We start from the raw sequence: 25258 nt of genomic DNA on the forward strand, positions 1-25258 counted from the left end.
GGCGCACGCAGGCAACGCTCAGCTCAACTGAACACCTATCAGGTGCGTCAAAATGTGATGTATTCGATAGAATCGCAGTATAAACAAGTGCACTCTATTAGAAAAATTAATCGTTTTAATTATATTGATTAGGTTTTACTAATGACACTAACCCAAATCCACGCCCTGCTTGCCGTACTGGAGTACGGCGGATTTACCGAAGCCAGCAAACGGCTATACATGACGCAATCCGCCGTCAGCCAGGCCATCTCCGCGCTTGAGGAGGAGCTCGGCGTTGACATATTGATTCGTGAGCGTCGTAAAGAGATTGAGCTTACCGCCGCCGGTAGCCGCATCGTCAGGCACTTACGCGCGATCCAGCGCGACGTCAACGCGGTAAAAGAGATTGCCGAACAAGAAAAAAAGAACCCGGCCCGTACGCTACGGATTGGCTGTTTTCCCAGCGCCTGCGCCTGCATTTTACCCGGCGTCATTCGCTATTTTGAAAGCCATCATCCAAATGTAAAAATTATCCCTTATGAAGAGAACAGTACGGCTATTATTGATTCGCTGCAGGACGGAAGTATTGATGCCGGTTTCGTTCCTTTTCCGGTCAACGGTATGTATTGCGTCCCCATTTACCGGGATAAATTCACCGTAGTGGTGCCTGAAAATCATCCCCTGGCGGCCAATAGTACAGTAACGGTCGAAGAACTGATGGACGAACCACTTATTGTCAGTAAAGGTCGTTATGAATTAAGCATTATGGCGTTGTTTAAAGAAAAGGGTATTGAGCCGATATTTAAATATGAATTTAACCATCCCGATACTGCGCTGAATTTTATTCGCCAGGGATTAGGTATCGCCTTATTGCCAGAATTAACCTTAAAAGCCACGGCAGGAAAATTATGCTCCGTGGCGCTGGAACCCACCTTTTATCGACAAATTTCCCTGTTAGCAAAAGAACCGCCGGTAGAAGGAAGTCCGCTATTTTTATTACAAAAATGTATGGAAACACTGACCGATGAGGGGTTGCTATAAAACAACCCCGCCTGATGGCATTGCGTTTACCAGACTTACGCTGGCAAACGTTGCGCCAGGCCGGATGAGGCGTTTATGCCCTCATCCGGCGCGTCACTTCGACTATGGCAAACCTTTAGTCATTTTTTTGCAGGAACATGACCGCCTTATCCGGGAAGTCAGTGAACAGCCCGTCGACGCCCGCCTTGTTATACAGGATGTCGTACAACTGATTGACGTCTGTGGCATAGTCCGGCAATTGATCGGCACGCACAGTGTAAGGATGCACTACCATCTTATTCTGATGCGCGTCTTGCACCATTCCAGTCAGCTTGATATTCCCTTTCGTTGAGCCTTCCGCGACCAGCATATGGTAATCCGGACCAATACCGTCCGCATATTCCGCCACCTGCTTCATAGCGCCCGGCTTAAACATCCAGTCGTAGTTGTAATTTACCCAACGACCGTCCGGCTGTTTCTGCTGTGTTTCATTCCAGTCGGTATACGCAATAAGTTGAACCAGATTGAGATCCATCCCCATTTTGGGTTCCAGTTCGTTCTTAATACGTTTCAGCTCAGCGACATCAAAACACTGCAAATAGACATTGTCCTGCTTGCCGGTGTAACCATACTTCTTCAGCACTTCCAGCGTTTTCGCGGCAATATCTTTCCCTTCCTGATGATGGAACCACGGCGCTTTAATTTCCGGATAAATACCGATATTTTTACCGGTAGAGTGATTTAATCCCTGAACGAATTCAATTTCCTCTTCAAAGGTATGAATGCGGAAATCAGATTTTCCCATCGGGAAACGGCCCGGATAAGTTTGTACTTTTTTGCCGTTTTCAATATCAAACCCTTCGGTAAACTTCAGGGATTTAATTTCATCCAGCGTAAAATCGATAGCGTAATAGCGCCCATCTTTACGCGCCCGGTCCGGAAAACGGTCAGCGACGTCAGTCACCCGGTCAAGGTAGTGGTCATGGAGGACGACCAGATGGTCGTCCTTTGTCATCACTAAATCCTGTTCCAGATAATCTGCCCCTTGCGCATACGCCATCGCTTTCGCCGGTAGCGTATGCTCCGGCAGATAACCGCTGGCACCACGGTGGGCGATAACGACTTTTTCAGCCGCCACGGCGCCGCTTCCGATGGTCATTCCTGCCAACATTAACGCCACGCTAAGGTTTTTCAGTGTGGTTTTCATGTTATTAGCCTCCGTTGCGTTTTAACTGCAGCTCATCATGATGGCGTTTTTCACCAATCATCACGACCACCAGCAGGATTACCGCCAGAATGCTGCCGCCAATCATCACCATAAAGCCGCCATCCCAACCGAAGAAGTCAACGGTATAACCCACAATGGCGCTTGCAGCGACAGAACCGCCCAGGTAACCAAACAGACCGGTAAAGCCCGCCGCCGTACCCGCCGCTTTTTTCGGCGCCAGTTCCAGCGCGTGCAGACCGATCAACATTACCGGGCCGTAGATCAGGAAGCCGATGATAATCATACAAGCCATATCAACGTTCGGGTTTCCTGCCGGGTTCATCCAGTAAACGATGGTCGCGATAGTCACCAGGGTCATAAAGAACACGCCGGTCGCGCCACGGTTGCCGCGGAAGACTTTATCCGACATCCAGCCACACAGCAGCGTGCCCGGAATACCCGCGTATTCATACAGGAAGTAGGCCCAGGAGGATTTATCCAGTGCGAAATGCTTCACTTCTTTCAGGTAGGTCGGCGACCAATCGAGGATGCCGTAGCGCAGCAGATAAACAAACACGTTGGCGATAGCGATGTACCACAACAGTTTGTTTGGCAGTACGTACTGCATGAAGATCTGCTTCGCAGTCAGCTCTTCTTCCGCTTTTTCGTTGTAGTCGTCCGGATAGTCGTTTTTATACTCTTCGATAGGCGGCAGACCGCAGGATTGCGGCGTATCGCGCATCATTGCGAAAGCGAACAGCGCCACCACAATCGCGCCAAAGGCTGGCATATAGAGCGCCGCTTTCCAGTCGTTAAACCACGCCATCCCCAGCAGGAACAGCAGTGGCGGGATCCCGCCGCCGACGTTATGCGCACAGTTCCAGACCGACACAATGCCGCCGCGTTCTTTCTGCGACCACCAGTGAACCATCGTACGTCCGCACGGCGGCCACCCCATCCCCTGGAACCAGCCGCAAAGGAACAACAGCACAAACATCACGGCGATGCTGGATGTCGCCCACGGCACAAAGCCCATAAACAACATGACTGCTGCGGCCAGAATCAACCCTGCCGGCAGAAAAACGCGCGGATTCGAGCGATCGGACACTGAACCCATTATAAATTTCGAAAAACCATAAGCGATGGAAATCCCGGACAGCGCAAAGCCCAGATCGCCGCGTGAAAAACCCTGTTCTACCAGGTAGGGCATCGCGAGGGCAAAGTTCTTGCGCACCAGATAATACGCGGCATAGCCAAAGAATATCCCCAGGAAAATCTGCCAGCGTAATCGGCGATAGGTCGGATCAATCTCCGCCGCTGGCAAGCGCGCTTTATGCGGCGCTGGTTTAAAAATACTCAACATATTGTAGCCTCCGTGGCCCGTATTTTATTTAGAGGTAAACACCGCAGTTTGTTCAAACAACCCCGCTGCTCCCAGTGTGGCCGCGATGTTAAGTAAAGATACGTCACGTTAATGTGAATTACAGCACATATTGTTACAGTTTTATGACCAATGTTCAGAAAGGCGCACGAAATCACGTTTCATTTTCGAATAGTGAGCGATTATGCGCGAAATCAAACATTCCATATGATTTGTATGGCTAAATGATAAAAAACGAACTGTGAGGAAAAACAATGAAAACTCGCGACTCGCAAGCAAGTGACGTGATTATCATTGGCGGTGGAGCAACAGGCGCAGGGATCGCCCGCGACTGCGCGCTGCGCGGTTTACGTGTCATTCTGGTGGAACGGCATGATATAGCGACCGGCGCGACCGGGCGTAACCACGGACTGCTGCACAGCGGCGCTCGTTATGCGGTTACCGACGCGGAATCCGCGCGCGAGTGCATTAGTGAAAACCAGATTTTAAAACGGATCGCCCGCCATTGCGTCGAACCGACGGATGGTCTGTTTATTACGTTGCCGGAAGATGATCTTGCGTTTCAGGCCACCTTTATTCGCGCCTGTGAAGCGGCGGGCATTCGCGCTGAAGCCATCGATCCGCAGCAGGCTCGCATCATCGAACCTTCCGTTAACCCTGCGCTCATCGGTGCGGTAAAAGTGCCGGATGGCACCGTGGACCCTTTCCGCCTTACCGCCGCCAATATGCTGGATGCCAGAGAACATGGCGCAATCGTGTTAACGGCGCATGAAGTGACCGGGCTCATTCGTGAAGGCGCAACGGTCTGCGGCGTCCATGTGCGCAACCATCTCACTGGCGAAACCCAGACGCTTCACGCGCCGGTGGTGGTCAATGCGGCAGGTATCTGGGGGCAACGGATCGCCGAATACGCCGACCTGAGTATTCGCATGTTCCCGGCGAAAGGCTCGCTGTTGATCATGGACCATCGGATCAACCAGCATGTCATTAACCGCTGCCGGAAACCATCGGATGCCGACATTCTGGTACCTGGCGATACGATTTCACTGATCGGCACTACCTCTACCCATATTGATTACAATGAGATAGACAGCAACCGCGTCACCGCAGATGAAGTCGATATCCTGCTGCGTGAAGGGGAAAAACTGGCCCCTGTCATGGCGAAGACGCGTATTCTGCGCGCGTATTCCGGCGTCCGCCCGCTGGTGGCCAGCGATGACGATCCCAGCGGTCGTAACGTCAGCCGCGGTATTGTGTTGTTCGACCACGCCGAACGCGACGGGCTTGATGGCTTCATTACCATTACCGGCGGGAAGCTAATGACTTACCGCCTGATGGCGGAATGGGCGACCGACGCCGTGTGCCGCAAGTTGGGTAATACTCGCCCCTGCATCACGGCGGATACGCCGTTGCCTGGCTCAAAAGAGTCTACGGAACATACGCTGAAACGCATTATCTCGCTTCCCGCGCCGCTACGCGGATCGGCGGTTTATCGGCATGGCGATCGCACGCCGGGGTGGCTGAGTGAAGGCCGCCAACACCGTAGCCTGGTCTGTGAATGCGAGGCCGTCACGGCGGGGGAAGTGCAGTATGCCGTCGAAAACTTAACCGTGAATAGCCTGCTGGATCTGCGCCGTCGCACCCGCGTAGGGATGGGCACTTGCCAGGGCGAACTGTGCGCCTGCCGCGCGGCCGGGCTATTGCAGCGTTTTAATGTGACGACCGCGGCGCAATCTATTACGCAACTCTCTGAATTTCTGAATGAGCGCTGGAAAGGCGTACAACCTGTCGCCTGGGGAGACGCGCTGCGCGAAAGCGAATTCACGCGCTGGGTTTATCAGGGATTATGCGGTCTGGAGAAGGAGCACCAGGATGAAATTTGATACGGTTATTATGGGCGGCGGTCTCGCCGGTTTGCTGTGCGGACTGCAACTCCAGCAGCATGGATTACGCTGCGCCATCGTCACCCGCGGACAAAGCGCGCTGCATTTTTCTTCCGGCTCGCTGGATCTGCTCAGCGCCCTGCCCGACGGCCAACCGGTGACCGACATTACCGCCGGGCTTGATGCGCTGCGCCGCCAGGCGCCTGAACATCCTTATTCGCGTTTAGGCGCGCAAAAAGTCCTTACGCTGGCGCAACAGGCGCAAACGCTACTTAACGCCAGCGGCGCGCAGTTATACGGCGACGTACAGCAGGCGCACCAGCGTGTCACGCCGCTTGGCACATTGCGTTCAACCTGGCTTAGCTCGCCGGAAGTACCGGTCTGGCCGTTATCCGCACAGCGAATTTGCGTCGTCGGCGTTAGCGGATTACTGGATTTCCAGGCGCACCTTGCGGCAGCGTCGCTGCGCCAACGCGACCTCAACGTGGAAACCGCAGAAATCGACCTTCCGGAACTGGACGTACTGCGTGATAACCCGACGGAATTTCGCGCGGTCAATATTGCGCGTCTACTTGATAACGAAGAAAAATGGCCACTGCTGTACGACGCGCTGTCGCCAATAGCGACAAACTGCGACATGATCATCATGCCCGCCTGTTTCGGGCTGGCGAACGATACGCTGTGGCGCTGGCTTAACGAACGTCTGCCCTGCGCGCTCACGCTGCTGCCGACGCTGCCGCCATCGGTGCTCGGTATTCGTCTGCACAATCAACTCCAGCGCCAGTTTGTCCGTCAGGGCGGCATCTGGATGCCGGGCGATGAAGTGAAGAAAGTCACCTGCCGTCGCGGTACCGTGAGCGAAATATGGACCCGCAACCATGCCGATATCCCACTGCGCCCGCGTTTTGCCGTACTTGCCAGCGGTAGCTTCTTTAGTAGCGGGCTGGTTGCCGAGCGCGAAGGGATCCGCGAACCTATTTTAGGGCTCGACGTACAGCAAACGGCCACCCGCGCCGAATGGTATCAACAACATTTCTTCGACCCACAGCCCTGGCAGCAGTTTGGCGTCGTGACGGATGACGCTTTCCGCCCCTCCCTTGCGGGCAACACGGTAGAAAATCTGTATGCAATAGGTTCTGTGCTGGCGGGATTCGATCCTATAGCTGAGGGATGCGGCGGCGGCGTCTGCGCAGTCAGCGCCCTCCAGGCCGCGCACCATATCGCTGAGCGTGCAGGAGAACAGCAATGAGCGACACACGTTTTGAAAGTTGTATTAAATGTACGGTGTGCACCACCGCGTGCCCGGTCAGCCGCGTTAATCCTGGCTACCCTGGCCCTAAACAGGCCGGACCGGATGGCGAACGCCTGCGTCTGAAAGACGGCGCGCTGTATGATGAGGCGCTGAAATATTGCATTAACTGCAAACGGTGTGAGGTCGCCTGTCCGTCGGACGTGAAGATTGGCGATATCATCCAGCGCGCCCGCGCGAAATACGATACGACGCGCCCGTCATTGCGTAATTTTATTCTTAGCCATACCGATCTGATGGGCAGCGTTTCAACGCCGTTCGCGCCGGTGGTCAATACCGCCACCGCATTAAAGCCAGTGCGCCAGTTGCTTGATTACGCGCTCAAAATCGATCATCGCCGCACCTTACCAAAATACTCTTTCGGCACCTTCCGCCGCTGGTATCGTAGCGTGGCGGCGCAGCAGGCTAAATACAAAGATCAGGTCGCCTTTTTCCATGGCTGTTTTGTGAATTACAACCATCCGCAGCTCGGAAAAGATCTGATTAAGGTGCTGAACGCAATGGATACCGGCGTACAGTTACTGAGTAAAGAGAAATGTTGCGGCGTGCCGCTGATCGCTAACGGTTTTACGGATAAAGCTCGCAAGCAGGCTATCAGCAATGTGGAGTCGCTACGCGAGGCGATTGCCGTCAAAGGTATTCCGGTCATCGCCACGTCATCCACCTGTACGTTTGCGTTGCGCGATGAATATCCTGAAGTGCTGGACGTGGACAACGCCGGGCTGCGCGAACATATCGAGCTGGCCACCCGCTGGCTATGGCGCAAACTGGATGCCGGGAAAACGCTGCCGCTTAATCCTTTGCCGCTGAAAGTGGTCTACCATACGCCGTGTCATATGGAAAAAATGGGCTGGACGCTTTACACGCTTGAACTGTTGCGGCAAATTCCGGGGCTTGAATTGACGGTACTTGATTCACAGTGCTGCGGCATTGCCGGTACGTATGGATTTAAAAAGGAAAACTATCCGACATCACAGTCCATCGGCGCGCCGCTGTTCCGCCAGATTGAAGAGAGCGGCGCCGACATTGTCGTCACCGATTGTGAAACCTGTAAGTGGCAAATTGAGATGTCTACAAGCAAACGCTGCGAACACCCCATTACGCTACTGGCCCAGGCGCTCGGCTAAGTAAAAAGCGCCGGAGCCCCTCCGGCGCTATTACCCTACTCACCAGGGACGATTTTCCATCAGACATATACCCTTCATACTTCAAGTTGCTTATGTGTTGGCTACGGATTATTTTGGGTATAAACGCGGATGTCTCTTTGCAATAACCTGCCCTATTTGGTTAACCATGACCGCTAACCCACGGTGGCATGACAGATAACGACGTTACTGTTTATAGAGCAATATCTCTTGTATCGCCGCGTTACCAGCCTCCTTTAAAGAGGGGGATAACTGAATATCTCCAATAATAATTGAGTGTTATGTGAATAATAATAAAATCAGGTCTATGCCTGATTTAATATATTTCCCACTAACAATAATATTTTTACAAATAATTATACATGACATCATATTCGTTACTTTCACCTACCAGGAAACAGAGCAAAATGAATATATGTGTAAATTCACTTTACCGATTGAGCACACCGCAATTTCACAGTTTATATTCAGAAGATGTGAGCGATGAAGCGCTTGCGTTGTTGATTGGCGAAGTAGAGAACGGTAATCAGAATTGTATTGATCTGTTATGCAATCTTGCGTTACGCAACGATGACCTGGGACATAAAGTTGAGAAATTACTTTTTGATCTCTTTAGCGGAAAAAGATCGGGATCACCAGATATAGACAAAAAAATCAATCAGGCTTGCCTTGTATTACATCAAATCGCCAATAACGATATAACAAAAAATAATACTGAGTGGAAAAAGCTACATGCCCCTTCCAGATTACTTTATATGGCCGGTTCAGCGACAACCGACCTTTCTAAAAAAATAGGAATAGCACATAAAATTATGGGCGACCAGTTCGCTCAGACAGATCAAGAACAGGTAGGAGTTGAAAATCTTTGGTGTGGTGCGCGAATGTTGTCGTCAGATGAGCTGGCAGCTGCAACGCAAGGTCTGGTTCAAGAATCACCTCTTCTCTCGGTAAACTATCCTATTGGGCTGATTCATCCTACCACCAAAGAAAATATATTAAGCACTCAGCTACTTGAAAAGATTGCTCAATCAGGATTATCTCACAATGAAGTCTTCCTGGTAAATACAGGAGATCACTGGCTTCTCTGTTTATTTTATAAACTTGCAGAAAAAATAAAATGCCTTATATTTAATACTTATTATGATTTAAATGAAAATACTAAGCAAGAGATTATAGAAGCAGCAACAATTGCAGGCATATCAGAAAAAGAAGATATTGATTTTATTGAAATGAATTTACAAAATAATGTACCCAACGGCTGTGGTCTATTTTGTTACCATACAATTCAACTCTTATCGAATGCCGGGCAAAACGATCCTGCTACCACACTACGAGAATTTGCGGAAAATTTCTTAACGCTTTCAATAGAGGAACAAACACTATTTAACACCCAAACCCGGCGGCAAATATATGAATACAGTCTCCAGTAATGGTGAGTACTTAGAGCCTATCCCATTAGGCTCTTATCCTGAAATGATGCTCTGCGAAGAATTTATAAGTATATAAGGGTGGGAAGGCCAGGCCTTCCCACTAAAAGTTCTATGCCGTCAATGATTCAACCACGTCTATCCAGCCATGCTCGCTGGTAATGTCCTCGCCATTAAGCCAACGGCGCAGCATATTTAGCGCCATCACCGCACAAACCTCCTGACGTATTGCCAGACTATACCGATAGGCGCTAAAACGCATGCGTAAGGCATACGTGCCATCCGGCATTTTTCTCAATAACTACGTTTTGCCGTGCTTACTGACTGAACAGATTTAAACATCGCCAACCTGCTGTCCAGCGCCTCGGTGTAGAGCATCGTATCTACCCCGACCGCGACAAAATTCGCGCCCCACGCCAGACATTTCTGCGCCATTGCCGGATCGACCGCCAAAAAACCCGCCGCTTTTCCGGCGGCGCGAATACGATAAATACACGATTCAATGATTCGCTGCACTTCCGGGTGTCCGGCATTATCGGGGTAACCCAATGAAGCAGAGAGATCTGCCGGACCGATAAAGACGCCATCAATGCCTTCAACCTCCAGAATCGCGTCAAGGTTTTCCAGCGCCACTTTGCTTTCAACCTGCACCAACAGGCAGAGCGACTCATTGGCCTGTGCCATATAGTTGTCGATTCTCCCCCAGCGCGCCGCACGCGCCACGCTCGCGCCAACGCCTCGTTGCCCCAACGGCGGGTATCGGGTAGCGGAAACGACCTGGCGCGCCTGTTCTGCGGTGTCAACCATCGGGATCAGTAGCGTTTGCGCCCCGATGTCCAGTACCTGTTTAATGAGCGCTTTACTTCCCTCGATCGGGCGAATCACCGGCTGGCTGGCGTATGGGGCGATGGCCTGTAACTGATGATACAAGTCCTGCACCGTATTAGGCGCGTGCTCGCCATCTATTAACAACCAGTCATAACCCGACGTCGCCGCAATCTCCGCCATATAAGAGGTGGTTGAACTGAGCCACAAACCAATTTGCGTATCCCCTTTACGTAATCCTTCTTTAAAAGGATTTGATAACAATGCGTTCATAGCGATCCTTACAACGTAGATAAGATTAATGATGCGCAGCGCCGGATTGCGCCACCGGACGATTAACGCTCAGCGTGAAGATAATTAATGAGCCAATGATGGCGACTCCGGACAGCGTCAGCAGGCCCGCCGCATCGCTGGCAAACAACGTTTCCGCTTTTACGCGCAGAATTGGGGCAATAAAACCGCCCACAGCGCCAAACAGATTAACGAAACCAATTCCTGCCGCCAGAGCCGTACCGGAAAGTAACTGCGTTGGCATGGTCCAGAATACGGGCTGAACGGCAATAAATCCTACTGCTGCAACACAGAGCGCCAGAATAGCGAGCACCGGAGAAACCAGACCTGACAGGCCAATGCCAATGCCCGCAGCCAGTAGCGTCACTGCCGCAACGTTACGGCGATCGCCGGTACGGTCGGAGTAGCGAGGAATAAGCCATGTGCCAAGCAAAGCCGCCACCCAGGGAACCGCTGTTACCACCGAAGCGGTAAAGCCCACTTTAGTGCCCAATAGCGCGGCAACCTGGGTCGGCAGGAAAAAGATGAGTCCGTATACCGCCACCTGAATCGTCAGATAAATAATAGCCAGTTGCCAGACGCGTCCATTACGCAGCGCATCCGCAAGCCTTGACGTGACCTTTTTCTCTTCTTCGCTCGCCAGTTGCCTGATAAGCGCGTTCTTTTCTTCCAGGCTAAGAAAACGCGCCTGCTGCGGAGTGTCATCAAGCCAGAAAAAGGTGAATATCCCTGCGCCAATCGCCAGTAGGCCTTCGATAACGAACATCCAGAACCATCCCGGGTGCCCCATAAAACCATGCATCTCCAGCAGAGCGCCGGAGAGCGGCGAACCCAACGTTAACGCCAGCGGCGCGCCCATATAAAATAGCCCCATAATGCTGGCACGGTTACGCTGCGGGAACCATTGTGAAGTTAGATAGATCATGCCGGGGAAAAATCCAGCCTCCGCCGCGCCCAATAGCGTGCGGATTATCAGAAATTTTGCTTCACTATCCGCCCAGGCCATCGCAGCAGAGAGAAAGCCCCACAGCAGGGTAGTCGTGCCGATCCAGGTTCTTACGCCAAATTTGCGCATCAGCAGGTTAGCCGGTACGCCAAGGAAAGCGTAAACCACAAAGAAAATACCGGCCCCTAGCGCGTAGGCTTCATTACTTAGCCCGGTATCTATCTGATAGGTCTCTTTGGCAAAACCAATATTTGAACGATCCAGAAACGCCAGTACATACAGCGCCAACATAAAAGGAATTAAACGTGCGCGGTTTTTCTTCACTACGCCGTCAAGTAAAGTGATGCTCATAGCAATATCCTCAACAGGATGAGGGCGTTGCCGTACAAAGGCAACGCACGAGTTATTAGTGGCTATAAGGGCGTTTCAAGTGACAGTCACGGTTAAGCTCGACGCCGAAGCCCGGCTTATCCAGCACTGATTTATGGATGCGTCCATTCACCGGCACCGGCTCATCCAGGAGAATCGGGGCAAATTGCGGACGCAGGGTGGAGCAGTCCGGGCTGGTCATCAGGAACTCGCTGAAAGGGGTATTAGTGAAAGTAATAACTGCATGGTGCGAATAGACAGACGAACCGTGCGGCACCACCAGTTGCCCGCGCGATTTGGCAAGCGCGGCGATCTCAACCAGCGTGGTTAATCCGCCGCACCAGCCAACATCCGGCTGCATAATATCAATGCCGGTTTCTGACAGAGTGCGGAAGGATTGCAGCGTACCATGGTGTTCGCCGCTGGTAACCATCATCCCTGCAGGCGCGTTGCGTTTTAATTCGCGATAGCCTTCATACTGCTGCGGCGGCAGACACTCTTCAATCCATTTGAGATTAAATGGCGCACAGGCGTGAGCCAGTTTAGTCGCATAGTTCACATCCTGACTCATCCAGCAGTCGAGCATCAGCCAGAAATCCGGCCCGCACTTTTCACGCATATCCGCCACCATCGCGGCATCTTTACGGATCCCCGCATCACCATCGTGCGGTCCCCAGTGAGTCGGCATTTTACCGCCGATAAAGCCCATTTCTTTAGCCAGATCCGGGCGTGCGCCGGTGGCGTAAAACTGAATTTCATCGCGCACCGCTCCGCCCAGCAATTTATAAACCGGCAGCCCAACCACCTTGCCAAACAAATCCCACAACGCCAGATCCACACAGGAAATCGTGTTCATCACCAGACCGCCGGAACCGGAGTAGTACATGGTCGCGCCGAGCATCTGATCGTGAATAAGTTTGATATCGCTTACGCATTTGCCTTCAATAAACCGGTTAAGATGTTTTTCTACGATAAAACAGCCCATCTCCCCTGCTGTCGAAACGGCGAACCCCGTCTGCCCATTTTCCGCCTCTACTTCGACAATCAGCGTCCCTAACACGTTGATCCCAAAAGACTGACGAGACTGCTCATAGTCGCGATATTTGCTCATGGGAGTGGCGATATGGTCATCAATCCAGTGATTTCCTCCCTGGTCGTGATAATCCCCGCCGCCAGCCCCTTTCTCTGCGGTAGCGCCCCCAATAAACCAGGCTCGAACGTGTTTAATTTTAGGAAGAGTCATAATATTCTCCATTTTAAGATGCGAGTGAGTCGAAGGGACTTTTCCATCCCAACAGGCGTGAAATATCTTTGGCACAGGCAATAGCTTTACCGGCCAAATAATCTAGATTCTCTTCGTTGATTTGCAGGCGCGTGCCGACCACTGAAATTGCCGCGGTCAGTTCGTTTCTGGCATTAAATACCGGTGCGGCAACGCAGCGGACATCCGGATAATCCTCCCCGTTATCAAAGCTCCATCCACGCTGGCGAATGCGTTCCAGCTCATCATTCAATTGTTGCGGCTCGGTGATGGTGGTCAGCGTGGCTCGCTCCCATACCAGTTGTTCAATAATGGCTTTGCGTACGGCGGCCGGCTGCCATGCCAGCAGGCATTTGCCGATGCCGGAACGATAAAGAGAGAGGCTTTTCCCCTCATGCGAGCGCACGCTGATAGTGGATGAGGATTCCACTTTCAGTATGTAATACGCATTTTCGTGGTCGATGATCCCCAAGTGACACAGCAGCCCGGTTTCATCCATCAGTTGTGTTAGACGAGGACGCGCCAGCTCCCGCAGATCCATCTTGCTGAGCGCATGACCCGACAATTCAACGAGCTTAGTCCACAGGCAGTAGTTATCCTGATGATCGAGGCTAATAAATCGCTGACGTTTTAATTCATTCAACAGCAGGTACGCGGTGCTTTTTGGAATACGCAGCGTTTCAATAATGATTGCCGCGCTGCATGGGCCAATACGCGCGATCAAATTGAGGATGTCGATTGCGCGAGTAAGAGCCGGGACTTTACTTGATTCCAACATATTGGACTCCAGTCTGAGACACTGGAATCAGTGTGAAAGGTCAGTAGGGAAAAAATTGTGAAGCGCGTCAAAGCTTATCCGCCTTCCAACGGAGTGGAAGGGTTAACCATATAAATGTGAATTAACGCACGTATTACTTTGTATTCAGTACAATTGGCTGGACAAAAAAGCAGATAATATTGCCGGATAATGGCATAGCGGCCTTATCCGGCTCACGATGTCGTTCCCATCGCAGATAAGAGAAAGGGATTATGATGTCAATGATTCAACCACGTCTATCCAGCCATGCTCGCTGATAATGTCCTCGCCATTAAGCCAGCGGCGCAGCATATTTAGCGCCATCATCGCGCAGACCTCCTGACGTATTGCCAGACTATACCGATTGGCGCTAAAACGCACGCGTAAGGCATACGTGCCATCCGGCGTCGCCAGCGCGAAATTAAGATGTTCGTTTTCCAGCCCCGACACGGCCAGCGCCAGACCGGCATAATGATTGCTGCGTCGTTCTGTCGTCCAGTGCGCCGTTTGCGCCAGCGTCTCTTCCTGAGAAGGAACGACTTCGCTGGCAAGAACAGGCGCCCCGGCGCGGGAAAGCTGTAGCGCCAGTAAGCCGCTGGTGTATTGCTCGCTCAACGTCAGACTCAACTGCCTTTCCTGCAGGCGGCGGGCTATTTGCGCCGGCAGGTTTTCCGTACCTTCAAAAATCAGGTTCTGCCCGGCAACCCGTTTGACCTCTGGCCATAACGCCAGCATCGCCTCCCGTTGCGTAGCCGGGCCGGTCAATTTCAGTTCAATGATCGGCATTGATGAGCGATACCCCATCGTCACGCCGGGCGGCAACGGCAGTGAATCGAGACGCTGCGCGAGGTCACTTTCTGAACGTCCAAAAGTCGTTAACCGCAGGCAAAGCGGCGGCTCCGGCAGCGAAAAACGCGCGCGTAACCGCGGTAAGATTTCCTTCTCCACCATAACCTTAAATTCCGACGGTACGCCGGGGGTGAAAAACATCAGGCAGCGGTTGAGCTGTAGCGCAAATCCACAGGCAGTGCCGACCGGATTATTAATAAACTCCGCGCTGGCAGGCAGTTCCGCCTGTTTACGGTTGCTCGGCGCCATCACGCGGCCACGCTGCTGAAAGTAGCGTTCCATTTCGGTCAGCCACGCCTGGTGCAGTACTAATCCTTCGCCTTTTGCCGTTGCCGCGGCGAGCGCGCTTAAATCATCGCTGGTCGGCCCTAACCCGCCATTAACAATCAAAACATCAGCATGTTGACTGCGTTCACGCAAGATAGCGACCAGACTGTCCAGATTATCGCCTACCGTATTTCGCCGTGATAACGGAACGCCCTGATGAAAGAAAAAATCAGCCAGCCAGGCGGCATTGGTGTCAACGATTTGTCCGTGCAACACCTCATCCCCGGTGGATAGCATTTCCACATTTAGCATTGTGTTCTCCTGCTCTTATGATGAAAACACTATAACGCAAAGAGGAATAGGACGTGGAAAGAAGAATGACGGGAAAAGGAGGAATATGGCGCGACGATTGCCGCGCCGTTAGCATCAAAAGCTGGCGTTTACGCCAACATAAGGGCCGTCAGCAATCGCATTATCGCGGTTGCCGTCTTTACCCGCCAGGTTCAGGTAACGATAACCGGCTTCAATGCTCAGCGGGCGCATAATGGTGAAACGCGCGCCTGCATTCGCTTCTTCATAACTGTCGATACCGCTGGACAGCGAATCTGGTGAATAATAATACTCGCCGAACAGACGGAAGCTGTTGCCGATTTTCCATTGTAGCCCACCGCCGACAGCCGCCGCATAGCCTTCATCGCTGTCTTTCGGATTGGTATAAATACCTTTACCGCCGACCGTCGCCAGCAGCGGTCCCACCGGAATGTTCAGCCCCAGACCCACGCCCGCAGCATCGCCATCATCATCGTTGTGCATCCAGTTGCCGCTTAGCGCCAGTCCCGTCGATTCCGTACCAAAACCCACGCCAATGTTGGTGTAATCTTCGCCCGCCTGGCCGCTAATACTGATGGCCTGCGCCGATGCAGAAACGAACAGCATTCCGGCAAAACCTAATAATATGCTTTTTTTCATTTTTACCCTTTCCAGCAAGCACATAAAGAAAAACTCCCCAAAACGGCAGAATTGTACTGCCAGACGCTGAGGAATCAATGCACTAAAAAACCATTCCAAAAGCATATTGTAACGAAATACTACTTTCTCCATGCCGCATCATTGCGCCATCACATGGCGACGCCTGCATCAACAGGATTAACAAAAAACGCAGTCTGCGTTATCGCTTCCATTTTTCACAAAGAATTTCGCAGAACGATTTGTTAAGCTGATGACCTGGTGGTTTAAGGAAGCGACTTATGCGTCAACGAACTATAGTTTGCCCATTAATTCAAAATGATGGCTGTTATCTGCTGTGCAAAATGGTCGACAACCGCGGCGTCTTTCCCGGTCAGTGGGCGCTGTCGGGCGGCGGGGTCGAGCCAGGCGAACGTATTGAAGAGGCGCTGCGTCGGGAGATTCGGGAGGAACTCGGCGAGCAACTGATTCTGAGCGATATTACGCCGTGGACCTTTCGCGACGATATCCGTGTTAAAACCTACGCTGATGGCAGACAAGAAGAGATTTATATGATTTATCTCATCTTCGACTGTGTTTCCGCTAACCGCGATATATGTATTAACGACGAATTTCAGGACTACGCCTGGGTCAAGCCAGAAGAACTGGCGCTGTATGATTTGAATGTAGCGACACGCCACACATTAGCATTGAAAGGGTTATTATAATGACGACAGCCGCTTCAGGCTGTCTTTACGCTTTTAACATGCGGCTAGCCGGGAACAAATTCACCATCTAAAAAGAGTTTTCCGTTTTCCGCATGCATAACGAGCGCATTAAGATAGTCCGGATCAAACTTTACGCCGCGCTTATTTTTTGCAATATACGTCAAACAATGATTATGGGTAAAAATGACTATATTTTTATTCTGCGACTTTTTCAGTAACGTATTGATTGAAGCATAAATACCGCTGCCGCAATCCATCATTTTTTTATCCACCGTAAGCGACCTGCCCGCAGAAAACCAGGTTGCCGACTGGATGGTGCGCACCGTATTACTGGAATAGAGATTGTAATTTTGTATATCGGCACTGAAGGCTTTACCCAGCGCTCTGGCATCTTGCGCACCGTTGACCGTAATCCCCGTGCTGTCTGACAGGCAGGTATTATCGGAACGATCGCACCGCTCGGCATGGCGGAATAACACGACTACCGGATGCTGCTTCGCCAGCGCCGCCAGCGCTTTACCGTTAATCTGCGGTAGACCGTTACCACTCCAGGCATGTTGTGAGGTCAACCCGGCGATAATAACCAACGCCCCCGCCAGAGTCGCGAGATAGCGTTTGTTTTTAATAAAGCGTAGGGTAAATGCCAGCACATTAACCTCTCAGGCAGACAGTGCAGCTAACTTAATAGCAATACGATTAAAATGAAATTCCGCAACGGAAGACCAGGCCAGAAACATAAAAACAGCTTTTGGGCATGCATAAAATGCCTTAAACTTTCGGCGAAAGCAAAGCATAATTCCGTTAAAAATTATCTTTTTACTTCACCTTAATTTCTTAATGTTAATTTAATATTCATCCAGTAGGGTTCAGCTAAATGCGTTAAAAAATAAGCCCTTTTCTATTGCCGAAATATTTGAAAAGCGGCTTTCAATGGCTGAAGGAAAAATGATGTCGGACTTTTTGCCTTTCTCCCGTCCGGCGATGGGCGCGGAAGAGCTTGCTGCCGTTAAGACCGTACTGGACTCAGGTTGGATAACAACCGGCCCGAAAAATCAGGAACTGGAAGCGGCGTTTTGTCGGCTAACTGGCAATCAATATGCCGTTGCCGTCAGTTCAGCCACTGCCGGTATGCACATCGCGTTGATGGCGCTGGGCATTGGTGAAGGCGACGAGGTCATTACACCGTCAATGACGTGGGTTTCTACGCTAAATATGATCGTTTTACTCGGCGCGAACCCCGTCATGGTCGATGTCGATCGCGATACGCTGATGGTCACGCCTGAACATATCGAAGCCGCGATTACGCCACAAACCAAAGCAATTATCCCCGTCCACTACGCTGGCGCGCCCGCCGATCTGGACGCTATTTACGCTCTTGGCGAGCGTTATGGCATTCCAGTGATTGAAGACGCGGCGCACGCGACAGGAACCAGCTACAAAGGTCGCCACATTGGCGCCCGGGGCACCGCGATTTTCTCCTTCCACGCCATTAAGAACATTACCTGCGCTGAAGGCGGTATCGTCGTCACGGATAACCCGCAATTCGCCGATAAACTGCGCAGTCTCAAGTTTCACGGGCTTGGCGTTGATGCCTGGGATCGACAGAGCGGGGGACGCGCGCCACAAGCGGAAGTCCTGGCGCCGGGCTACAAATATAATTTGCCCGACCTCAACGCCGCTATCGCGCTTGCTCAGTTACAGAAACTGGATGCGCTTAACGCTCGCCGCGCCGCCATCGCAGCGCAGTACCACCAGGCAATGGCAGACCTGCCTTTTCAGCCTCTGAGCCTTCCGTCGTGGGAGCATATTCACGCCTGGCATTTATTCATTATCCGGGTCGATGAAGCCCGCTGCGGTATTACCCGGGATGCTCTGATGGCATCGCTGAAAACGAAAGGCATCGGCACAGGGCTGCATTTCCGCGCCGCGCATACGCAAAAATATTATCGCGAACGTTTCCCAACGCTCACGCTGCCTGACACCGAGTGGAACAGCGAGCGGATCTGCTCACTGCCGCTCTTCCCGGACATGACCGAGAGTGACTTTGATCGAGTCATTACCGCCCTTCATCAGATAGCAGGACAATAAGCATGTTTGACGCCGCCCCCATAAAAAAAGTCTCGGTGGTTATTCCTGTCTATAACGAACAGGAAAGCCTGCCGGAATTGATAAGACGCACCACCACCGCCTGCGAGAGCCTGGGCAAAGCGTGGGAGATTTTATTGATAGATGATGGTAGCAGCGATAGCTCGGCGGAGCTGATGGTTAAGGCGTCCCAGGAGGCCGATAGCCATATCATCTCTATTTTACTCAACCGTAACTACGGTCAACATGCAGCGATTATGGCGGGGTTTAGCCATGTAAGCGGCGATCTTATCATTACGCTGGATGCCGATCTGCAAAACCCGCCGGAAGAGATCCCGCGCCTGGTGGCGAAAGCCGATGAAGGGTTCGATGTGGTAGGCACCGTGCGCCAGAACCGACAGGACAGCCTGTTTCGCAAATCGGCGTCAAAAATCATTAATCTACTGATCCAGCGCACAACGGGCAAAGCGATGGGCGATTACGGCTGCATGTTACGCGCCTATCGCCGCCCTATTATCGATACCATGTTGCGCTGCCATGAACGCAGCACCTTTATCCCTATTCTGGCCAACATTTTCGCTCGTCGGGCTACCGAAATCCCGGTGCATCACGCTGAACGTGAATTTGGCGACTCTAAATACAGTTTTATGCGTCTCATTAACCTGATGTATGACCTGGTGACCTGCCTGACGACGACGCCTCTGCGCCTGTTGAGCCTGCTGGGCAGCGTTATCGCCATCGGCGGGTTTAGCCTGTCGGTATTGCTTATTGTACTTCGCCTGGCGCTGGGACCGCAGTGGGCGGCGGAAGGCGTATTTATGCTCTTTGCCGTCCTATTTACCTTCATCGGCGCGCAATTCATCGGTATGGGACTGCTGGGAGAATACATCGGTCGCATTTATAACGATGTCCGCGCCCGCCCCCGCTATTTTGTTCAACAAGTTATCTACCCGGAAAGCACGCCGTTTACTGAGGAAAGTCACCAATGAAAGCCGTTATTTTTGCCTATCACGATATGGGATGTCAGGGCGTGCAGGCCGTACTGGATGCAGGATATGAGATTGCCGCGATTTTCACTCATGCCGACAATCCTGCGGAAAACACCTTTTTTGGCTCCGTCTCCCGGCTGGCGGCAGGATTAGGGATTCCGGTTTATGCGCCGGATAACGTAAACCATCCTATCTGGATCGACCGCATCGCTGAGCTTGCGCCGGATATTATTTTTTCGTTCTATTACCGCAACCTGTTAAGCGAAGAAATTCTTCACCTCGCCCCGGCTGGCGCGTTCAATCTGCACGGTTCTCTATTGCCTGCCTATCGTGGCCGTGCGCCGCTAAACTGGGTTCTGGTTAACGGCGAAAGCGAAACGGGCGTAACGCTGCATCGTATGGTCAAACGTGCCGACGCCGGAGAGATTGTCGCCAGTCAACGCGTCGCTATTGCGCAGGACGATGTTGCGCTTACCCTGCATCATAAGCTATGTCAGGCCGCGCGCCAGTTGCTTAATAGCATCCTGCCCACCATGAAATGCGGCGATATACCTTCTGTTCCTCAGCGTGAGTCTGACGCTACATATTATGGTCGCCGCAGGCCGGAAGATGGCCTTATCGACTGGCACAAACCGGTTTCCACGGTGCATAACCTGGTGCGGGCGGTAGCCGCCCCCTGGCCCGGCGCGTTCAGCTATAACGGCTCGCAAAAATTCACTATCTGGTCTTCCCGAATTTGTCCGGATGCGCAGGGCGCGCTTCCCGGCTCGGTAATTTCGGTCTCTCCGCTGCGGGTCGCCTGCGCCGATGGCGCGCTGGAGATTATTACCGGCCAGGCCGGAGACGGCATTACTGTACAGGGCTCGCAGCTTGCACAGACGCTTGGTCTGGTGGCGGGCGCGCGTTTGAACCGTCCACCAGCGACCAGCGGTAAACGTCGCATTCGCGTTCTCATCCTCGGCGTCAACGGTTTTATCGGCAATCATTTGACCGAACGGTTACTGAATGAAGAGAATTACGAGGTCTACGGTATGGATATCGGCAGCAACGCCATTAGCCGATTCCTGCTCCACCCTCGATTTCATTTCGTGGAGGGAGATATCAGCATCCACTCAGAATGGATCGAATATCATGTCAAAAAATGCGATGTCGTACTGCCGCTGGTAGCAATTGCAACCCCGATTGAATACACCCGCAACCCGCTGCGCGTCTTTGAACTTGATTTTGAAGAAAACCTGCGGATTATCCGTTATTGCGTGAAATACCGTAAACGCGTGGTTTTCCCGTCTACCTCTGAAGTGTACGGCATGTGTACGGACGCCTCTTTTGACGAGGACAAATCGAATCTGATCGTCGGGCCGGTGAATAAGCCGCGCTGGATTTACTCCGTTTCCAAACAGCTTCTCGACCGGGTGATTTGGGCTTATGGCGAAAAAGAGGGATTGCGCTTCACGCTTTTCCGTCCCTTTAACTGGATGGGGCCGCGGCTGGATAGCCTGAACGCGGCGCGTATCGGCAGTTCACGCGCGATAACGCAGTTGATTCTGAACCTGGTAGAAGGGACGCCGATCAAGCTTATCGACGGCGGTCAGCAGAAGCGCTGTTTTACCGATATTCGCGATGGGATCGAAGCATTATTCCGCATTATTGTGAATGATGGCGATCGGTGCGATGGCAAAATCATTAATATCGGCAATCCTGACAACGAAGCCAGTATTCAGGAACTGGCGACGCTGTTGCTCGACAGTTTTGATAAGCATCCGCTGCGCTGCCATTTCCCACCATTTGCCGGTTTCCAGGTCGTCGAAAGCCGTAGTTATTACGGCAAGGGTTATCAGGATGTCGCACACCGGAAACCCAGTATCGACAATGCCAGGCGCTGTCTGGGCTGGGAACCGTCTATTGCGATGCGTGATACGGTTGAAGAAACGCTGGACTTCTTCCTGCGCAGCGTAGATGTCGCGGAACGCGCATCATGACGAAAGTCGGTTTACGCATTGATGTTGATACCTTGCGAGGAACGCGTGAAGGTGTTCCCCGGCTGCTGGCGACATTGCATCGCCACGGCGTTCAGGCCAGCTTTTTCTTCAGCGTCGGGCCGGACAATATGGGACGTCATCTTTGGCGTCTGATAAGACCGCGATTTTTATGGAAAATGCTACGTTCAAACGCCGCTTCGCTCTACGGCTGGGATATCCTGCTGGCCGGTACCGCCTGGCCGGGAAAAAATATCGGCAACGCCAATGCCGGGATTATTCGTGAAACGGCAACATACCATGAGACGGGACTACATGCCTGGGATCACCATGCGTGGCAGACTCACAGCGGCCACTGGAGTATCCGCCAGCTTGAAGAAGATATCGCGCGCGGCATAACGGCGCTTGAGGCCATTATCGGAAAACCCGTCACCTGCTCAGCCGCGGCCGGCTGGCGAGCGGATGGGCGCGTTGTTCGTGCGAAAGAGCCGTTCAACCTGCGGTATAACAGCGATTGCCGTGGAACCACCTTATTCCGTCCGCTACTGATGCCGGACCAGACAGGGACGCCGCAAATCCCCGTCACCTTACCCACATGGGATGAGGTTATCGGCCCCGCCGTTCAGGCGCAGTCGTTCAATACCTGGATTATCTCCCGTATGTTGCAGGACAAAGGCACGCCGGTATATACCATCCATGCGGAAGTCGAAGGTATTGTCCATCAGCCGCTGTTTGAAGATTTGCTCGTTCGTGCACGTGACGCGGGGATCACCTTTTGTCCTCTGGGCGAACTGCTGCCGACATCGCCTGAGTCTCTGCCGTTGGGGCAAATTGTACGTGGACACATCCCTGGCCGTGAAGGTTGGCTGGGGTGTCAACAGGCAGCGAGCGCCTCATGATGAAATCGATACGCTATTATCTGGCTTTCGCCGCATTTATCGCGCTCTACTATGTTATTCCTGTCAATAGCCGCCTGCTCTGGCAGCCGGATGAAACGCGCTATGCCGAAATAAGTCGGGAGATGCTGGCGTCTGGCGACTGGATAGTGCCGCATTTTCTGGGATTACGTTATTTTGAAAAACCGATAGCTGGTTACTGGATAAACAGTCTGGGTCAGTGGCTTTTTGGCGCTACCAATTTTGGCGTGCGGGCTGGCGCTATTTTAACGACATTGCTGGCCGCAGCGCTGGTGGCGTGGCTGACGTTCCGCTTATGGCGGGATAAACGTACCGCGTTGCTCGCCTCCGTTATCTTTCTCTCCCTCTTTGCCGTTTACAGTATCGGAACGTATGCGGTACTCGACCCGATGATCGCGCTTTGGCTTACGGCCGGGATGTGTTGTTTCTGGCAGGGGATGCAGGCCACGACCCGAACGGGCAAGATTGGGATGTTTTTGCTACTGGGTGCAACCTGCGGTCTGGGTGTATTAACTAAAGGCTTCCTCGCCCTGGCCGTACCGGTAGTGAGCGTGCTGCCGTGGGTCATTGTCCAGAAACGCTGGAAGGACTTTTTGCTATACGGCTGGCTGGCGGTCTTGAGCTGCTTTATGGTTGTCCTTCCCTGGGCGATCGCCATTGCGCGACGCGAAGCCGATTTCTGGCATTACTTTTTCTGGGTGGAGCATATCCAGCGATTCGCCATGAGCGATGCCCAGCATAAAGCCCCTTTCTGGTACTATCTGCCGGTACTGCTCGCGGGAAGTTTACCGTGGCTGGGGTTACTGCCTGGCGCGCTTAAACTGGGCTGGCGCGAGCGAAACGGCGCATTCTATTTGCTCGGATGGACGATCATGCCGCTTCTCTTTTTCAGCATTGCGAAAGGGAAACTGCCCACCTATGTTCTTTCCTGTTTCGCACCGATAGCGATACTCATGGCGCGCTTCGTCCTGCATAACGTAAAAGAAGGCGTCGCCGCGCTACGTGTCAACGGCGGGATCAACCTGGTGTTCGGGTTAGTCGGGATCGTCGCGGCGTTTGTCGTCTCCTCATGGGGCCCGTTGAAATCGCCGGTGTGGACACATATCGAAACCTATAAAGTTTTTTGCGTCTGGGGCGTCTTTACTGTTTGGGCGTTTGTGGGCTGGTATAGCCTCTGTCATAGCCAAAAATACCTATTACCCGCGTTTTGTCCGCTGGGACTGGCGCTGCTGTTCGGCTTTTCCATCCCCGACAGGGTGATGGAGTCCAAACAGCCCCAGTTTTTTGTCGAAATGACCCAGGCGCCTTTGGCATCAAGCCGCTATATTCTTGCCGACAACGTCGGCGTCGCCGCCGGTCTGGCCTGGAGTCTGAAACGAGACGATATTATGCTCTACGGACACGCGGGCGAACTCAGGTATGGTCTTAGCTATCCTGATGTGCAGGATAAATTCGTTAAAGCCGACGATTTTAACGCCTGGCTCAACCAGCATCGTCAGGAGGGCATTATTACGCTAGTACTTTCAATAGCCAAAGATGAAGACATCAGCGCTCTTTCCCTTCCCCCTGCGGACAATATTGATTATCAGGGGCGTCTGGTGTTAATTCAGTATCGGCCTAAATGATCGGCATCGTTCTGGTGCTTGCCAGTCTGCTCAGCGTTGGCGGTCAGCTCTGCCAGAAGCAAGCGACACGGCCATTGACGACGGGCGGACGCCGCCGTCACCTGATGCTGTGGCTGGGCCTGGCGCTGATATGCATGGGTGCAGCGATGGTGCTGTGGCTGCTGGTGCTACAAACCCTGCCGGTGGGAATTGCTTACCCGATGTTGAGTCTGAATTTTGTCTGGGTCACGCTGGCGGCCTGGAAAATCTGGCATGAACAGGTTCCGCCCCGCCACTGGTTGGGCGTCGCATTGATTATCAGCGGCATTATCATTCTGGGGAGTGCGGCATAATGGGCGTAATGTGGGGACTGATAAGCGTTGCGATTGCCTCCCTCGCCCAGTTGAGTCTGGGATTCGCCATGATGCGGCTGCCATCGATAGCGCATCCGCTGGCGTTTATTTCCGGGCTGGGCGCTCTTAATGCCGCGACCCTGGCGCTATTCGCCGGTTTGGCGGGGTATCTGGTTTCCGTCTTCTGCTGGCATAAAACATTACACACGCTCGCGCTCAGCAAAGCCTATGCGCTGCTGAGTCTCAGCTATGTGCTTGTCTGGGTAGCCTCAATGCTGTTACCCGGTTTGCAAGGCGCTTTCAGCCTAAAAGCGATGCTCGGCGTATTATGTATTATGGCGGGGGTAATGCTGATTTTTCTGCCCGCCAGATCATGATGGCTTGCGCGTCAACCGCTGCCATTCGTCGCAGGAATAACAGCGTGCATCAACGATTTTTAAGGTCTGGTGTTTTTCCCGATTAATACAATACTGCGCATCCTGTAAAGGCGACAGGATATCGCCGGGACTCAGTAATATCATGGAATTCGCCTCGGCGATCATTTTTAGCGAACCGCCGCTATCGCACAGCACCAGAACATGGCACGCCCTCTTTTTGACATAATGCGATTTCTTAACCAACCATTCCATAGCGCCCCCGTTTCACGCTGATTGTTCATAACACGTTACACATCAACGGATAAACAAAACGGCAATAGCGATGGAAT

At 52.5% G+C, this 25258-nt stretch carries 24 protein-coding genes; 13 read left to right on the forward strand and 11 right to left on the reverse strand.

Annotated features, from left to right (window positions below):
* Positions 1-141 precede the first annotated feature (141 nt).
* Entirely contained in the window at positions 142-1020 is an 879-nt protein-coding gene (locus tag ACH0VJ_RS13900; protein WP_000176718.1) for a LysR family transcriptional regulator, read from the forward strand.
* Positions 1021-1135: 115 nt separating this feature from the next.
* Here the strand turns inward: ACH0VJ_RS13900 and glpQ are convergent, their stop codons facing one another.
* Together glpQ and glpT are read right to left on the reverse strand one after the other, a co-directional pair.
* Positions 1136-2206, reverse strand: a complete 1071-nt coding sequence (gene glpQ / locus ACH0VJ_RS13905; RefSeq protein WP_000858952.1) for a glycerophosphodiester phosphodiesterase — start codon at positions 2204-2206, stop codon at positions 1136-1138.
* 4 nt (positions 2207-2210) lie between these two features.
* Positions 2211-3569, reverse strand: a complete 1359-nt coding sequence (glpT, locus tag ACH0VJ_RS13910) for a glycerol-3-phosphate transporter (protein ID WP_000948739.1) — start codon at positions 3567-3569, stop codon at positions 2211-2213.
* A gap of 272 nt (positions 3570-3841) precedes the next feature.
* Here glpT and glpA point away from each other — a divergent pair, with 272 nt between their 5' ends.
* The 4 genes from glpA to sseL all read left to right on the forward strand — a co-directional run bounded on the left by glpA (position 3842) and on the right by sseL (position 9354).
* Complete coding sequence (gene glpA, locus ACH0VJ_RS13915; protein ID WP_000857205.1) at positions 3842-5470, forward strand: anaerobic glycerol-3-phosphate dehydrogenase subunit A; 1629 nt, start codon at positions 3842-3844, stop codon at positions 5468-5470.
* Positions 5460-6719 carry a glycerol-3-phosphate dehydrogenase subunit GlpB gene (gene glpB / locus ACH0VJ_RS13920; protein WP_000667152.1) on the forward strand — a complete coding sequence of 420 codons (1260 nt, stop codon included), beginning with the start codon at positions 5460-5462 and terminating at the stop codon, positions 6717-6719. Before glpA ends, glpB begins: the two co-directional genes overlap by 11 nt.
* A complete protein-coding gene (gene glpC, locus ACH0VJ_RS13925; RefSeq protein ID WP_001285721.1) occupies positions 6716-7906 on the forward strand; it encodes an anaerobic glycerol-3-phosphate dehydrogenase subunit GlpC in 1191 nt (396 codons plus the stop codon). The genes glpB and glpC overlap by 4 nt, the downstream gene beginning before the upstream one ends.
* A 425-nt stretch (positions 7907-8331) precedes the next feature.
* Complete coding sequence (gene sseL / locus ACH0VJ_RS13930) at positions 8332-9354, forward strand: SPI-2 type III secretion system effector deubiquitinase SseL (protein ID WP_001017737.1); 1023 nt, start codon at positions 8332-8334, stop codon at positions 9352-9354.
* 109 nt (positions 9355-9463) lie between these two features.
* On the opposite strand, the gene ACH0VJ_RS13935 is transcribed toward sseL, so the two are convergent.
* From ACH0VJ_RS13935 to ACH0VJ_RS13965, 7 genes are all read right to left on the reverse strand, one after another.
* On the reverse strand, positions 9464-9640 hold the full coding sequence (locus ACH0VJ_RS13935; RefSeq protein ID WP_001112763.1) for a hypothetical protein: 177 nt from the start codon (positions 9638-9640) through the stop codon (positions 9464-9466).
* 5 nt (positions 9641-9645) lie between these two features.
* On the reverse strand, positions 9646-10449 hold the full coding sequence (yfaU, locus tag ACH0VJ_RS13940) for a 2-keto-3-deoxy-L-rhamnonate aldolase (RefSeq protein ID WP_000992943.1): 804 nt from the start codon (positions 10447-10449) through the stop codon (positions 9646-9648).
* A 25-nt stretch (positions 10450-10474) separates the two neighbouring features.
* Positions 10475-11764 carry an MFS transporter gene (locus ACH0VJ_RS13945; RefSeq protein WP_000028941.1) on the reverse strand — a complete coding sequence of 430 codons (1290 nt, stop codon included), beginning with the start codon at positions 11762-11764 and terminating at the stop codon, positions 10475-10477.
* A gap of 55 nt (positions 11765-11819) precedes the next feature.
* Entirely contained in the window at positions 11820-13025 is a 1206-nt protein-coding gene (rhmD, locus tag ACH0VJ_RS13950; RefSeq protein ID WP_001536255.1) for an L-rhamnonate dehydratase, read from the reverse strand.
* Between the two features lie 13 nt (positions 13026-13038).
* Positions 13039-13821: an IclR family transcriptional regulator gene (locus ACH0VJ_RS13955; RefSeq protein ID WP_000894170.1), complete on the reverse strand. Its 783-nt coding sequence runs from the start codon at positions 13819-13821 to the stop codon at positions 13039-13041.
* Positions 13822-14070: 249 nt separating this feature from the next.
* Positions 14071-15267 carry a nicotinamide mononucleotide deamidase-related protein YfaY gene (locus tag ACH0VJ_RS13960; protein ID WP_000935683.1) on the reverse strand — a complete coding sequence of 399 codons (1197 nt, stop codon included), beginning with the start codon at positions 15265-15267 and terminating at the stop codon, positions 14071-14073.
* Between the two features lie 114 nt (positions 15268-15381).
* Positions 15382-15924: a YfaZ family protein gene (locus tag ACH0VJ_RS13965; RefSeq protein ID WP_001670658.1), complete on the reverse strand. Its 543-nt coding sequence runs from the start codon at positions 15922-15924 to the stop codon at positions 15382-15384.
* Between the two features lie 278 nt (positions 15925-16202).
* Between ACH0VJ_RS13965 and nudI the strand changes: the two genes are divergently transcribed.
* Entirely contained in the window at positions 16203-16628 is a 426-nt protein-coding gene (gene nudI / locus ACH0VJ_RS13970) for a nucleoside triphosphatase NudI (protein ID WP_001249906.1), read from the forward strand.
* Positions 16629-16672: 44 nt separating this feature from the next.
* Here the strand turns inward: nudI and pmrG are convergent, their stop codons facing one another.
* Complete coding sequence (gene pmrG / locus ACH0VJ_RS13975) at positions 16673-17278, reverse strand: lipopolysaccharide core heptose(II)-phosphate phosphatase PmrG (protein ID WP_000879258.1); 606 nt, start codon at positions 17276-17278, stop codon at positions 16673-16675.
* Between the two features lie 298 nt (positions 17279-17576).
* Here pmrG and arnB point away from each other — a divergent pair, with 298 nt between their 5' ends.
* From arnB to arnF, 7 genes are read left to right on the forward strand one after another with little or no spacing between them, the layout of a single operon-like run.
* The gene (gene arnB / locus ACH0VJ_RS13980) at positions 17577-18716 is read left to right on the forward strand and encodes a UDP-4-amino-4-deoxy-L-arabinose aminotransferase (RefSeq protein ID WP_001279284.1); all 1140 of its coding nucleotides are present in this window, start codon (positions 17577-17579) and stop codon (positions 18714-18716) included.
* A 2-nt stretch (positions 18717-18718) separates the two neighbouring features.
* Complete coding sequence (arnC, locus tag ACH0VJ_RS13985) at positions 18719-19702, forward strand: undecaprenyl-phosphate 4-deoxy-4-formamido-L-arabinose transferase (protein WP_000458893.1); 984 nt, start codon at positions 18719-18721, stop codon at positions 19700-19702.
* Positions 19699-21681 (forward strand): bifunctional UDP-4-amino-4-deoxy-L-arabinose formyltransferase/UDP-glucuronic acid oxidase ArnA, encoded by a 1983-nt coding sequence (arnA, locus tag ACH0VJ_RS13990; RefSeq protein ID WP_000648770.1) that lies wholly within the window; start codon positions 19699-19701, stop codon positions 21679-21681. The genes arnC and arnA overlap by 4 nt, the downstream gene beginning before the upstream one ends.
* On the forward strand, positions 21678-22577 hold the full coding sequence (gene arnD / locus ACH0VJ_RS13995; RefSeq protein ID WP_000169764.1) for a 4-deoxy-4-formamido-L-arabinose-phosphoundecaprenol deformylase: 900 nt from the start codon (positions 21678-21680) through the stop codon (positions 22575-22577). The genes arnA and arnD overlap by 4 nt, the downstream gene beginning before the upstream one ends.
* The gene (gene arnT, locus ACH0VJ_RS14000; RefSeq protein ID WP_000978041.1) at positions 22574-24220 is read left to right on the forward strand and encodes a lipid IV(A) 4-amino-4-deoxy-L-arabinosyltransferase; all 1647 of its coding nucleotides are present in this window, start codon (positions 22574-22576) and stop codon (positions 24218-24220) included. The genes arnD and arnT overlap by 4 nt, the downstream gene beginning before the upstream one ends.
* Positions 24217-24552, forward strand: a complete 336-nt coding sequence (gene arnE / locus ACH0VJ_RS14005) for a 4-amino-4-deoxy-L-arabinose-phosphoundecaprenol flippase subunit ArnE (protein WP_000579484.1) — start codon at positions 24217-24219, stop codon at positions 24550-24552. Before arnT ends, arnE begins: the two co-directional genes overlap by 4 nt.
* Positions 24552-24929 carry a 4-amino-4-deoxy-L-arabinose-phosphoundecaprenol flippase subunit ArnF gene (gene arnF, locus ACH0VJ_RS14010; protein ID WP_000538696.1) on the forward strand — a complete coding sequence of 126 codons (378 nt, stop codon included), beginning with the start codon at positions 24552-24554 and terminating at the stop codon, positions 24927-24929. The genes arnE and arnF overlap by 1 nt, the downstream gene beginning before the upstream one ends.
* Here arnF and pmrD read toward each other — a convergent pair.
* On the reverse strand, positions 24924-25181 hold the full coding sequence (gene pmrD, locus ACH0VJ_RS14015; protein WP_000455132.1) for a signal transduction protein PmrD: 258 nt from the start codon (positions 25179-25181) through the stop codon (positions 24924-24926). The genes arnF and pmrD overlap by 6 nt on opposite strands.
* Positions 25182-25258: the final 77 nt, after the last annotated feature.

The organism is Salmonella sp. 2020_1459 (genome assembly GCF_043847915.1).
Lineage (GTDB): Bacteria > Pseudomonadota > Gammaproteobacteria > Enterobacterales > Enterobacteriaceae > Salmonella > Salmonella enterica.

Bases quoted from the DNA above. Each gene is read 5' to 3' on its own strand.
- arnF (WP_000538696.1), top strand. From the start codon at position 24,552: ATGGGCGTAATGTGGGGACTGATAAGCGTTGCGATTGCCTCCCTCGCC.
- arnD (WP_000169764.1), top strand. From the start codon at position 21,678: ATGACGAAAGTCGGTTTACGCATTGATGTTGATACCTTGCGAGGAACG.
- arnA (WP_000648770.1), top strand. From the start codon at position 19,699: ATGAAAGCCGTTATTTTTGCCTATCACGATATGGGATGTCAGGGCGTG.
- arnE (WP_000579484.1), top strand. From the start codon at position 24,217: ATGATCGGCATCGTTCTGGTGCTTGCCAGTCTGCTCAGCGTTGGCGGT.
- ACH0VJ_RS13945 (WP_000028941.1), bottom strand. From the start codon at position 11,764: ATGAGCATCACTTTACTTGACGGCGTAGTGAAGAAAAACCGCGCACGT.
- glpT (WP_000948739.1), bottom strand. From the start codon at position 3,569: ATGTTGAGTATTTTTAAACCAGCGCCGCATAAAGCGCGCTTGCCAGCG.
- ACH0VJ_RS13965 (WP_001670658.1), bottom strand. From the start codon at position 15,924: ATGAAAAAAAGCATATTATTAGGTTTTGCCGGAATGCTGTTCGTTTCT.
- glpB (WP_000667152.1), top strand. From the start codon at position 5,460: ATGAAATTTGATACGGTTATTATGGGCGGCGGTCTCGCCGGTTTGCTG.
- sseL (WP_001017737.1), top strand. From the start codon at position 8,332: ATGAATATATGTGTAAATTCACTTTACCGATTGAGCACACCGCAATTT.
- pmrD (WP_000455132.1), bottom strand. From the start codon at position 25,181: ATGGAATGGTTGGTTAAGAAATCGCATTATGTCAAAAAGAGGGCGTGC.
- glpQ (WP_000858952.1), bottom strand. From the start codon at position 2,206: ATGAAAACCACACTGAAAAACCTTAGCGTGGCGTTAATGTTGGCAGGA.
- ACH0VJ_RS13900 (WP_000176718.1), top strand. From the start codon at position 142: ATGACACTAACCCAAATCCACGCCCTGCTTGCCGTACTGGAGTACGGC.
- yfaU (WP_000992943.1), bottom strand. From the start codon at position 10,449: ATGAACGCATTGTTATCAAATCCTTTTAAAGAAGGATTACGTAAAGGG.
- arnB (WP_001279284.1), top strand. From the start codon at position 17,577: ATGTCGGACTTTTTGCCTTTCTCCCGTCCGGCGATGGGCGCGGAAGAG.
- arnT (WP_000978041.1), top strand. From the start codon at position 22,574: ATGATGAAATCGATACGCTATTATCTGGCTTTCGCCGCATTTATCGCG.
- rhmD (WP_001536255.1), bottom strand. From the start codon at position 13,025: ATGACTCTTCCTAAAATTAAACACGTTCGAGCCTGGTTTATTGGGGGC.
- glpC (WP_001285721.1), top strand. From the start codon at position 6,716: ATGAGCGACACACGTTTTGAAAGTTGTATTAAATGTACGGTGTGCACC.
- nudI (WP_001249906.1), top strand. From the start codon at position 16,203: ATGCGTCAACGAACTATAGTTTGCCCATTAATTCAAAATGATGGCTGT.
- ACH0VJ_RS13935 (WP_001112763.1), bottom strand. From the start codon at position 9,640: ATGCCGGATGGCACGTATGCCTTACGCATGCGTTTTAGCGCCTATCGG.
- ACH0VJ_RS13960 (WP_000935683.1), bottom strand. From the start codon at position 15,267: ATGCTAAATGTGGAAATGCTATCCACCGGGGATGAGGTGTTGCACGGA.
- ACH0VJ_RS13955 (WP_000894170.1), bottom strand. From the start codon at position 13,821: ATGTTGGAATCAAGTAAAGTCCCGGCTCTTACTCGCGCAATCGACATC.
- arnC (WP_000458893.1), top strand. From the start codon at position 18,719: ATGTTTGACGCCGCCCCCATAAAAAAAGTCTCGGTGGTTATTCCTGTC.
- glpA (WP_000857205.1), top strand. From the start codon at position 3,842: ATGAAAACTCGCGACTCGCAAGCAAGTGACGTGATTATCATTGGCGGT.